The sequence below is a fragment of the Gemmatimonadota bacterium genome, from assembly GCA_016209965.1.
GTDB lineage: Bacteria > Gemmatimonadota > Gemmatimonadetes > Longimicrobiales > RSA9 > JACQVE01.
The window spans coordinates 1-10,928 of record JACQVE010000155.1; the positions used below are offsets into that span (position 1 = coordinate 1).

General features: G+C 70.6%; 10 protein-coding genes. 2 read left to right on the top strand and 8 right to left on the bottom strand.

Features of this window, described 5'->3' with window-relative positions; translation table 11 throughout:
• Positions 1–815: pantoate--beta-alanine ligase (locus tag HY703_06350; GenBank protein ID MBI4544794.1), on the bottom strand; the 815-nt coding region annotated here is incomplete at its 3' end.
• On the bottom strand, positions 812–1,639 hold the full coding sequence (gene panB / locus HY703_06355; protein ID MBI4544795.1) for a 3-methyl-2-oxobutanoate hydroxymethyltransferase: 828 nt from the start codon (positions 1,637–1,639) through the stop codon (positions 812–814). The genes HY703_06350 and panB, both read right to left, overlap by 4 nt.
• A 92-nt stretch (positions 1,640–1,731) precedes the next feature.
• On the opposite strand from panB, the gene HY703_06360 reads away from it, so the two are divergent.
• Positions 1,732–3,447, top strand: coding sequence for a DUF814 domain-containing protein (locus HY703_06360; GenBank protein MBI4544796.1), 1,716 nt, complete (start codon positions 1,732–1,734; stop codon positions 3,445–3,447).
• Between the two features lie 55 nt (positions 3,448–3,502).
• Here the strand turns inward: HY703_06360 and HY703_06365 are convergent, their stop codons facing one another.
• From HY703_06365 to trpC, 6 genes are read right to left on the bottom strand one after another with little or no spacing between them, the layout of a single operon-like run.
• The gene (locus HY703_06365) at positions 3,503–4,312 is read right to left on the bottom strand and encodes a tryptophan synthase subunit alpha (protein MBI4544797.1); all 810 of its coding nucleotides are present in this window, start codon (positions 4,310–4,312) and stop codon (positions 3,503–3,505) included.
• Positions 4,313–4,317: 5 nt separating this feature from the next.
• The gene (locus HY703_06370) at positions 4,318–5,760 is read right to left on the bottom strand and encodes an HD domain-containing protein (GenBank protein MBI4544798.1); all 1,443 of its coding nucleotides are present in this window, start codon (positions 5,758–5,760) and stop codon (positions 4,318–4,320) included.
• Positions 5,757–7,505, bottom strand: a complete 1,749-nt coding sequence (locus tag HY703_06375; GenBank protein ID MBI4544799.1) for a HEAT repeat domain-containing protein — start codon at positions 7,503–7,505, stop codon at positions 5,757–5,759. Before HY703_06375 ends, HY703_06370 begins: the two co-directional genes overlap by 4 nt.
• 25 nt (positions 7,506–7,530) lie before the next feature.
• Positions 7,531–8,727, bottom strand: a complete 1,197-nt coding sequence (gene trpB / locus HY703_06380) for a tryptophan synthase subunit beta (GenBank protein ID MBI4544800.1) — start codon at positions 8,725–8,727, stop codon at positions 7,531–7,533.
• Positions 8,724–9,407 (bottom strand): phosphoribosylanthranilate isomerase, encoded by a 684-nt coding sequence (locus HY703_06385; GenBank protein MBI4544801.1) that lies wholly within the window; start codon positions 9,405–9,407, stop codon positions 8,724–8,726. Before HY703_06385 ends, trpB begins: the two co-directional genes overlap by 4 nt.
• Positions 9,398–10,348 carry an indole-3-glycerol phosphate synthase TrpC gene (gene trpC, locus HY703_06390; protein MBI4544802.1) on the bottom strand — a complete coding sequence of 317 codons (951 nt, stop codon included), beginning with the start codon at positions 10,346–10,348 and terminating at the stop codon, positions 9,398–9,400. The genes HY703_06385 and trpC overlap by 10 nt, the downstream gene beginning before the upstream one ends.
• Before the next feature lie 20 nt (positions 10,349–10,368).
• Here trpC and lexA point away from each other — a divergent pair.
• The coding region (lexA, locus tag HY703_06395; protein ID MBI4544803.1) for a transcriptional repressor LexA at positions 10,369–10,928 on the top strand (560 nt) is incomplete at its 3' end.

Consider the following 10,928-nt stretch of genomic DNA (forward strand, 5'->3'; position numbering starts at 1 on the left):
GCGCCCAGGTGTGCGGCCAGAGCGAGCACGTCGCCCGGGCGCGCCTCGGCCGCGGGCTCGAGCGTCTCCGCGTCAACCAGCTCGATATATTGCGCCCGGACCGCCGGCTCCGACTCGAGCGTCTGCCGCACCAGTGCGCGCAGCCGCGCCGGAGCGCGCTCACCATTGCGGTAGGCCGTGGCCGCCCGCTCGAGACTCCGGTACAGGCTGGTGGCCTGGGCGCGCTCGGCCGGGGCGAGGTGCACGTTGCGCGAGCTCATGGCCCGGCCGTCCGGCTCGCGCACAATGGGAGCTACCTGGACGTGGCTGGGGAAGTCCAGGTCCCCAACCATGCGGCGGATCAGCACGGCCTGCTGGAAGTCCTTCTGCCCGAAGACGGCCACATCCGGCTGCACCAGGTGGAGCAGCTTGGCGACCACGGTCAGCACACCCTGGAAGTGGCCAGGCCGGAAGGCGCCGCAGAGCCGATCAGCCAGGCGGCCCGGCGTGACCTGAACCACCGGCTCACCCGCGGGATACATCTCGGCGTCTGGCGGTGCGAACAGCAGGTCCACGCTGCGGGCACGCGCCAGTTCCGCGTCCCGCTCCAGGTCCCGCGGGTACTCCGCCAGGTCCTCGGTGGGGCCGAACTGCAGCGGGTTCACGTAAATGGAGAGGACGACGAAGTCAGCGCCCGCGCCACGCGCGCGGTTCAGGAGTGAGAGGTGGCCCTCGTGCAGGAACCCCATGGTCGGGACCAGCCCGATGCGCCGGCCGGCCGCCCGCTCGACCGCCACGAACCGGCGCACGTCCGCGCGGCTGTGGACGAGCTTCACTCGAAGGAGTGCTCCGGGCCCGGGTATTGGCCCCCGCGCACGGCCGCGCTGTACTCCGCGACGGCGGAGCGAGCCACGCCCGCGAGGTCGGCGAACCGGCGCAGGAAGCGGGGGTGGAATCCCTCGTTCAGGCCCAGCATGTCGTACAGCACCAGGACCTGCCCGTCCACGAGCGGACCTGCGCCAATGCCGATCGTGGGAATTTCGACCGTGCGAGTGATCTCGCCCGCCAGCGCCGAAGGCAGGAGCTCTAGGACAATGGCAAAGCACCCGGCATCAGCGAGACGGACGGCATCGGCCCGGAGCCGGTCCGCCTGGCCCGCCTCCCGCCCCTGCACGCGATAGCCGCCCAGCGCGTGCACGGATTGCGGTGTGAGGCCCAGGTGCCCGAGCACCGGGATGCCGGCGCGCAACAGGGCGCGTACGTGGCGCGCCGTCTCCTCGTCCCCGCCCTCCAGCTTGACCGCCTCCGCGCCCGTTTCCTTGAGGATACGGCCTGCGTTGCGCAGCGTCTCTTCGGGCGAGATCTGGAAGGAGAGGAAAGGCATGTCCACGGCCAGCAACGCGTGCTTCACCCCCCGCCGTGCGGCGCGGGCGTGGTGGATCATCTCCTCGAGGGTGACCGGGAGCGTCGAGTCGTAGCCGCAAACCACCTGGCCCAGCGAGTCGCCCACCAGGACCAGGTCTACGCCTGCTTCATCGACCAGGCGGGCGAACAGGTAGTCGTAAGCGGTGAGGGCGACGATCTTCTCGCCGCGCCGCTTCATCTCGACAAGGTGCCGCACGGTTACACGCCGTTCCCGGCCCGTGCCCTGGCTGGTCATTGCGCCCTCCGGGCAACCCGGCTGAAAAGCGCGTAATGGTGCGCCTTTCCTGGCGTTTGACGGCGCGGCAAAGGTAGCGGCATCTTCCGGAGGTGTCAAACGCGCTGCGCTACGACCCGCTCCTGGTCAGGTACCTGGCGGAAGAGCTTTGCCAGGAGCTCGAGGGCGCCCCCGTGACGGCACTGCGGCTCGCGCCGGGGGCGCGCCGGGTCGTGCTCGAGACCGGGGAACGCGCTCTCGTCTTCGAGCTGCACCCGACCCGCGGCTGGGCACGGCTCGCCGCGCCATCCGGATCGCGGGAAGGCCTCCCGCTCCCCCGCCGCATGGTAGTCGCCTCCGTGGCCGCACCGGCCGACGAGCGCCTGCTCTACATCGCGTTCGGGTCACGCGCCACCAGGCGCGTGCAGCCAGCCCGCCTGGTGCTCGAGCTCCTGGACAACCAGTGGAACGCGCTGGTGCTGGATGCCGGGGACCGCATCCTGTCCGTGCTCCGCCCCCGGCAGGCCGGTGGGCGGGTGCTCCGTGCGGGGGCCGTATACCTTCCGCCGCCCCCAACCAAGCGCGCAGGCGGGGACTCCCCGGTCGGCCGGCAGGAGTGGCGGGAGCTTCTGCACGCTGTGCCGCCGGCCGAGCGCCTGCGCTGGCTGGTGGCGCGGGTGGCGTACATCAGCCCGCTGAACGCCGGCTGGATTCTCGGGCCCGCAGCAGTGACCGAGGATGCGGCTGCGCTCGATGCCGCGCACCAGCGCTATCACTGGCTTCGTTCGCTGCCGCCTGCTCAGCCGCAGCTCCTCTCGCTGGACGGCTCGCCCCAGCCGTATCCAGTGCCGCTCGCCGGCATGGCGGGGCGGCCCTTCCCCACCCTCCTCGCGGCCCTGGAGGCGGCGGCGCAGGCCGCTCAGGAGAAGCCCAGGTCGGGCGACGTTGCCGCGGGTGCGCCGTCGCTTCCAGAAGAAATGCTGGCCCGGCCGCGCGCCGCCCTGCAGCAGGCGGAGCGGCGGGTGAAGCGGTTGCGCGCCCAACTGGCTCGCGCTCCCGAAGAGGCCGCCGCGCTGCGGCACAAAGCGGATCTTCTGCTGAGCCAGGTGGCGCGGGTGCGGAAGGGGATGGATCGGGCCGAGCTATCGGACTTCGCCGGCGGAACGGTGATGGTCGAGCTGGACCCCGCACTCGCGCCGGCCGAAAATGCGCAGCGCCTCTACGCAGCCGCCCGGAAGCGGCAGCGCGCGGCCGCCCGGCTGCCGCGGATGCTGGAAGAGGCCGAGGCCGAGCTCGAGCGGCGGGGCGCATGGCTGCAACGTGCGCTGAGCGGCGAGGTCGAGGCGGCGGAAATCGCGCCGGCGCTGGGCGCCGCCGCCACTCCCCCCGCCCCCGCCGCTCCGCGCCGGCCCACCGCGCCCGCGCCCTACCGGCGCTATCGCACCTCGGGGGGCTGCGAGGTCCGCGTCGGCCGGAACCGCCGGGCCAACGACCAGCTCACGTTTCACCACTCGGCGCCGGAGGACATCTGGCTGCACGCCCGCGATGCTGCCGGCGCGCACGTGGTGCTGCGCTGGGGGAGGAAGGACCAGAACCCGCCCGCGCGGGACCTGCAGGAGGCCGCCGTGCTGGCAGCACTGCACAGCAGCGCCCGCACCTCGGGCGTGGTGGCCGTGGACTGGACCCGGCGCAAGTACGTGCGCAAGCCGCGTAAGGCGCCGCCCGGCCTGGTCGCAATCGAACGCGTGAGCACCCTCTTTGTGGAGCCCGACGCATCCCTCGAGCGGCGCCTGCGCGCGCGCCACGCCGAAACGGAGGAAACGGAATAGGATACGTCCTCCGAACCGAAGCAGCGCCACTCCAGTGGCGGGAGTGGCTTTTGCGCTACGCCGGCGCCTCGTCCATGGCCCGCCGCAGGCTGCGCAGGAACTTCTCGGCACCCGCCGGCCCCCGGGAATCCAGAGCATCGATCAGCGCGCTGCCCACTACCACACCATCAGCCACTGCCGCGACCTCCGCCGCCTGCTCCGGGCTCGAGATGCCGAAGCCCACCGCGATGGGCACGCGCGCGACCTCCCGCAGCGCGAGTAGCTCCTGGGTCAGCCCTTGCCGCAGCCGTGCGCTGGCGCCGGTGACGCCCGTCCGCGAGATATAGTACAGGAAGCCCTGCGCCCGCCGCGCGATGTCCCTGGCCCGTGCCGCCGGCGTGGTCGGCGCGACGAGGCGCACGAGATCCAGCTCGGAATCCTCGATCCCCCGTTCCAGCACCGGGTCGGCGCCTAGGGGCAGGTCCGTGACCAGCAGGCCATCGGCCCCCGCCGCCACGCTGTCCCGTACCAGGCGGCTGACGCCATAGGAGAGGAGTGGGTTCAGGTAGGTGAACAGTACCACGGCGGTGGCACGAACGGCCCGGAAGGCCGCGAGCTGATCCAGTGTCCACCCCAACGTGACCCCCCGTTCGAGTGCACGCTGCGATGCCCGCTGGATGGTGGGGCCGTCCGCCAGCGGATCGCTGAACGGCACACCCAGCTCGAGGATGTCCGCGCCGGCGTCCGCCAGGCGCACGAGCAACTCGCCCGTGGCAGCAGGGTCGGGATAGCCGGCGGTCAGGTAAGGGATCAGGGCGCGCCGCCCGGCCGCGCCCCACGCGGCGAAGCGCGGGGCAAGCCGCCCGGGCCTAGTGGATTCGACCACTATGTTCAGACGAAATAGTCGGCGACCCGGATTCCATACCGCTCGGGGTCCGTGGTCTTGATGATGGTGCGGCGCGGCCGCTCGGTTGCAGGGTCGATCTCGGAAAGGTCGGCGGCCACCGGCTCGGCCAGCGGCAAGCCGCTCGCGTCCGAGTGAAGCCTGACAATCGGCTGGTGCACCTTCTGCGGGTCCGGGTTGGGCGCGACGACCACGGCCAGCTCGTACGTGTCCAGGATGACCACCGTGCCCACGGGGAAAACGCCCGTGACGTTGACGAATGCCTTGACCAGCAGCGGGTCGTAGCCGCGCGCCGTATTGTCGCGCATCTCGCGGAACACGTCTTCCGGCCGCCAGGGCAGCGCCTGATAGCTCCGCTTCGAGGTCGCGGCATCGAAGCCATCGGTCACGGCTACAATGCGGCTGAACAGCGTGGGCTTGCGCGGCCGGCGGTTGCGGGGGTAGCCGCTCACGTCCAGCTTCATGTGATGCTCGTAAGCCACCAGCATGGCGCGGTAAGGCGGCTCGGCAAAGCCATGCATGGAGAACAGCGCCAGCAGCCCTTCCGTCGGGTGCTGCTGAACCTGCTGCCGCTCCGCCTCCGTCAGGCCCTCCGTCTTGTTGATCAGGTCGGGAGCAATGCGCGTCTTGCCAATGTCGTGGAAGAGAGCGGCAACGCCCAGCTCGTAGAGTTGGTTCTTGTCCAGCCCCAGCTTCTGGCCCAGCACCAGGCTGAAGATGCACACGTTGACGCAGTGCGTGAACGTATACTCGTCGTACCCGCGCAGCGTCGTCATCCCCAGCATCGATGTCTCGTTGTTCAACACCTGATCGACCATCGTCTGGATGGCGCGCTTGACTCGCCGGATATTGACCGCCTTGCCCAGCCTCATATCGCTTAGCACTTCGCGCGTCACCTGTACGGCCTGCACATAGGCGCGCTTTGCGGCCTGTCTGGCCTCGTCGTCCTGCACACGGACGGTTTCGCGTTCCGGGGTGGTGCGGATATGGACGGCCGGGCTCGCCGCCAGCCGGGCCGCAAAGCGGTTGAAGGCATCCTCCTTCGGCTCGTCCGTGCGCAGCAGAAGCGAGAGGAACGGCGCCCACTCCTCGCGACCCACTGCCGCGGCCATGGACACCGAGCCGATGCCGTGGCGGGAAAGCGCACTGGCCAGCGAGGAGAACAACAGATAATTCGAGAGATCGAAGCGCAGCCGCGAGTCGTTCAGGAAGAGGAAGTCCCCGGCCAGCCGCAGCTCGAGCATTCCCTCCCGCTGCAGGATGCTCTTCACCACGCGGTGCAGCTCGTTCAGCGCGTTCTGTACGGCAGCGTTCTCCAGCGGGTAGAGCTTCAGGTTCTGGAGCGCCGCGTACAGCGTCACCAGCAACTCCTTCCCCTGGGCCTGGAGCGCGCTGCCGCTCTGCCCCGCCGTCCCCACGCCGGTGCTCACAGGGCGGCCTCCTCCTGTCGCAGCGCCCGCGCCACGGCGTTCCGCACCACGGGATCCGCTTCTGCCGCCGCTCGCTCGAGGGCCTTGCGCGCCTCCGGCGTGCCCACCCGCCCCAACGCCAGCGCGGCGCAGGCCCGGATGTCCGAGGGCTGGCGCCGGCGCAGCAGACGGCGCCCATTAAGCAGCTCGTTCAAGAGCCCGATACTCGCATTGCCGGCCAGAGCGCCGTAGGCCTCGAAAAAGGCGATCTTCTCCTTGAGGTCGGCCTCCCTCACCTCCCGCGTGCGCAGCGCCTGCTCGAGGCGCGCGCTCGAGGCCCGATGCCCACTGCCGCCCAACCCGCGCACGGCCGCAATGCGTACCTCCCGATCCGCATCCGACAGCGCCTTGTGCAACGCGGCCATAGCATCGGGCACGCCCAGCGCGACCAGTGCCTCGACTGTGGCCAGGCGCAGTGACGCCTCCGGCCGCTGCAGCAGGCTGGAGAGCGCGGGCACAGCCTGCCGCAGCTTGAGCTGACCTGCCAGTCGTGCCGCACCCGCAGCCACGGCCGAAATCTCCGAGGCCAGCGCCACAATCACCTGCTCGCTCTGTGCCCGGGCCAGTCGATCGATCGCCACCTGGATCTGCTCGCGCACCGCCGGGACCCGGCTCGACTCCGCGGAGCCTAGCAGGAAGGGCAGTGCCGTCGGCCGCAGGTGCGCAAAGAAGATGGTCAGGTCCTGCGCCTTCGGCTGGATCGTGCCGTCCTCGAGCGACTGCACGAGCTGGCGCAGCACAACCGGGTCACTGACCTGCGCGACGAGCGCGTCGATCTCGGCGCGGACCGCGCTCTCCAGCGTTCCGCTCCGGGCCGCCAGCGCATCCAGCTCGCGCAAGATCTCGGCGGCCGACCCCAACTCGCCGCGGCTCAAGAACATGGGAAGAAGCTGGCGCAGGATCTCCAGGACCTCGCGCTGCCGGGCCGGAATCGGATCCTCGAGCCGGTCCAGCAGGGCCTTGAGCACGTCCGCCTTGAGATCCCGACTCCACTCCGCTTCCAGCTCCTTCTCCAGTTGCCGCAGCTCGTGCGGATCCAGGAAATAGAGGGTCTCCTGGAAGCCGGGCACCAGCGGACCCGTCGTCGCCAGCTCCTGCTTCGGCGTCCAGCCTTCGAGCGGCCCCGCATCCTCCGATCCCTCAGCTCCCTCAGCCTGCGCCGCCCCTCCGCGAAAGCCCGGCAGTTCCACGGGGCCGCTCTCGAGCCCCCGAGGCTGCTCACCCTCCGCCAGTAAATCCACATAGCTGTAACGGAATCCGCTGAACTCCTCGCTCCACAGCAGCGTGACCAGGTCGTCGCCCGCCTGTTCCGGCTGTCGTGCACGCTGCAACAGCTCCAGGAAATGATCGAGCTCGGACTCGAACCCGGGCAGGAATGTCAGGAAGCGGATGCCGTCCTTGTAGAACAGGAAGGACAGGCTGTCGCGCCCCTCCCCCGCGGGGAACAGGTTCCCTTCCCAACGCAGGCCGGCCTCTTCCACAACGAACTGCAGGGTACCTGCGCGCGACAGCAGCGCCGCGAACGCCGCCCGCAGATTCTCGATAAAGCGCTGGTACGTGGGATTGTTGTCGTCGTATAGCTGGCGCGCTCGCGCGACCTTCACCAGCATCGCCACCAGCTCGCCGACTTCGGCGGGGGGGATGCTCGGCGCTTCCGCGTTACCCGCCGCGCCGACCAGGCCGGACGTGCTCGACGCCTCGCTCACAGCCACCGGGAATCGCTTGGGAGACTCACGAGATGACCCGTCCGCCCCGGGCGGCAACCTCGGCCACATCTTTATCGCCCCGGCCGCTCAGGCAGACCACTACGGGCTCAGTATCGGCCCAGCGCCTTCCCTCGCGCAAGAGGAAGGCGAGGGCGTGGGCGCTCTCGAGGGCGGGAATGATGCCTTCCAGCCGGGCCAGTCGGTGGAAGGCGTCCAGCGCTTCGACATCGGTGGCGCTCAGGTAGCGGGCCCGCCCCGTCTCCTTCAAGTAGGCATGCTCCGGGCCCACGCCCGGGTAATCCAGCCCGGCGGAAACGGAATGCGCGGTGGCGACCTGCCCCGCCTCATCTTGCAGCAGGTAGCTGAGCGAGCCGTGCAGCACGCCCGGGCGCCCGGCGGCGAGCGATGCTGCGTGGCGGCCGGAGTCCAGCCCCGCGCCCGCCGCCTCGACGCCGATCAGCTCGACCTCCGGCTGGGGCACGAACTCGTGGAAGATGCCCATGGCGTTCGAGCCGCCGCCCACGCAGGCAATGACGGCGGCGGGCAGCCGTCCCTCGAGGGCCTCGAGCTGGGCCCGCGTCTCCCGCCCGATCACGGCCTGAAAGTCGCGCACCAGCCGGGGGTATGGGTCCGGCCCGACGACCGAGCCGATCACGTAATGCGTGTGCCCCACGTTCGTAACCCAGTCGCGGATGGCCTCGTTGATGGCATCCTTCAGCGTGCGGCTGCCGGCGTCCACCGTGCGCACCTCCGCGCCCAACAGCTCCATGCGATAGACGTTCAGCGCCTGCCGGCGCACATCTTCTGCACCCATGTAGACCACGCACTCGAGGCCGAACAGGGCCGCGGCCGTCGCGGTCGCGACACCGTGCTGCCCGGCGCCCGTCTCGGCAATGATCCGCCGCTTCCCCATGCGCCGGGCGAGCAGCACCTGCCCCAGCGTGTTGTTGATCTTGTGTGCGCCTGTGTGATTCAGATCCTCGCGCTTCAGGTAGACCCGGCCGCCGCCAGCGGCCTGCTCCAGCCGCCGGGCGCGGTAGAGCGGCGTAGGCCGGCCGACGTAGTCGCGCAGCAGGCGCTCCAGTTCCTCCCGGAAGGAGGCATCGAGCCGCGCCGCCTCGTAGGCCTCCGTCAGCTCGTCCAGCGCTCCAATCAGGGTCTCCGGGACGTAACGGCCGCCGTAGACGCCGAAGCGGCCGACTGCAGGGGCAGGCGACGTCATGACTCCCCTGCACCCGTTGCCCGGCCGGCCGCCCCGGAGCCGGCTGCGGCACGTGCCGCGGCTACGAACGCCCGCATCAGCTCCGGTTCCTTCTGTCCCACCTGCCGCTCGACTCCGGAGCTCACGTCCACCACGTCGGGTAAGAGCAGGCTGACCGCCGCTGCGACATTGGCGGCGGTGAGCCCGCCGGCTACGACCAGACGCATGCCGGGCGGCAGCCGATCCCGTAGACGAGCCACCTCCGTCCAGGGGAAGCGCGCGCCGGCGCCGCCCGGCGCCCGGGCGTGCCAGCCGTCCAGCAGCAGGCCGTCCGACACGGCGCCATAGGCGTCCAGCGCCGCCAGGAACTCGCCGCCGCTGCGCGGGCGGACCGCCTTCCACACCTCCCAGGCGCCCGGCTCTCGGAGCCGGCTCAGCGCATCCGGGGGCTCGGCGCCATGAAGCTGAAGCACGGCAAGCCCCAGCCGCTCGGCAATCAGCCGTATTTCCTCGGCACCTTCATTGACAAAGACGCCCACCCGCCGAGCCGCGCCGCCCGCCGCCAAGACCTGCGCCGCCTCGTCCAGCGAGCGCGAGCGCGGCCGGCCCGGGGAGAGGATCACACCCAGGTAATCCGCGCCAGCAGCCACCGCAGCGGCCGCGTCCCCGGGCCGGCAGAGCCCGCAGATCTTCACTTCCATGGCCGGGCCAGACTGGGGCCGGGGCTGGGGGCCGCACGCGGCCCTGCCCGCGGCACGCGCCTTCGACCGACCAGCGCCGCTGCCGCCGCGACGCCGTCCGCCGCCCGCATCAGCGACTCACCCACCAGCACGGCATCCACGCCCGAAGATCCCAGCGCATCCACCTGCGCCGCGCTGCTGATCCCGCTCTCCGCTACCAGCACCCGGTCCGGGGGGACCAGCGGCGCCAGCGCCAGAGCCCGCGTCATATCCGTTTCGAGTGTGTCCAGGTCGCGATTGTTCAGGCCAAGAAGCTGCGCACCGGCCCCCAGCGCCAGCTCCACCTCCGCAGCCGTGTGCGCCTCCACCAGCGCCGCCAAACCGAGCTGCCGGGCCAGCGCGAGCAACTCCAGCAGCCGGCCGCGCTCCAGCACCCGCACGATCAGCAGGATCGCGTCTGCACCCGCCGCCCGCGCTTCCCACAACTGCACCGCATCCAGAATGAAGTCCTTGCGCAGCACGGGAAGCTCCGTCGCCCGCCGCACCGCTCCCAGATCCGCCAAATCCCCGGCGAAGTGATGCCGGTCCGTAAGCACGCTCACCGCCGCTGCACCCCCGGCCGCGTACGCCTCCGCTACCTGCCCGGGCTCCAGCCGCCGGCGCAGCCACCCCGCCGACGGCGAGCGCCGCTTCACCTCGGCAATCAGCGCCACCTCGCCACCCCGTCTGAGCGCGCTCGGGAAGTCCCGCGGCGGCGCCGCCGACTCCGCCGCGGCCCGCAACTCCCTGCGCCGGCGCCCTAGCGCCTCGACCTCCTCCCGCTTCGCCGATAGGATCCCCTCCAGCACCCTCAGCACCCCCCTTGCGCTTCGGTTCTTCTTCGGGTATCTTGCGCTCCGAGGTGAGGGCGCGCGAGGCGGCCACCCGCACCAGCCACAGGGGCAGGGCCCCCGACGTCGCATCCCCAGACCGGAGCCAGGGAATGCCGCTCACGAAACGTCAGAAGGAGATCCTGGACTTCCTGCGCGAGTTCGTCGAGGAACGCGGCTACGCGCCGAGCTTCGAGGAGATTGCACGCCACTTCAGCTACTCCTCGCTGGCTACGGTGCACGAGCATCTGGAGAATCTGAAGGCCAAGGGCTTCATCCGAAAGAGTTACAACGAGAGCCGCTCCATCGAGCTGCTGCCTACCGGGATCCGCGTCGCCGCGGTCGAGCTGCCCTTGCTGGGCCGGGTCGCCGCGGGCCACCCCATCGAAGCGATTCCGGACCAGGAAGCCGTGGCCGTGCCGGAGGACATGCTGGGCCGCGGCGGGCCGAACTACGTGCTGCGCGTGACCGGCGACTCGATGATCGACGAGCAGATCCGCGATGGCGACTACATAGTCGTCAATGCGCGCCAGACGGCGCACAACGGCGAAATGGTCGTGGCGCTCGTGGATGGCGAGTCGGCCACGGTGAAGAAATTCTATCGCGAGTCTGACGGCCGCATCCGGCTGCAGCCGGCGAATTCGACCATGCCGCCACTGTATTACCGTTCCCA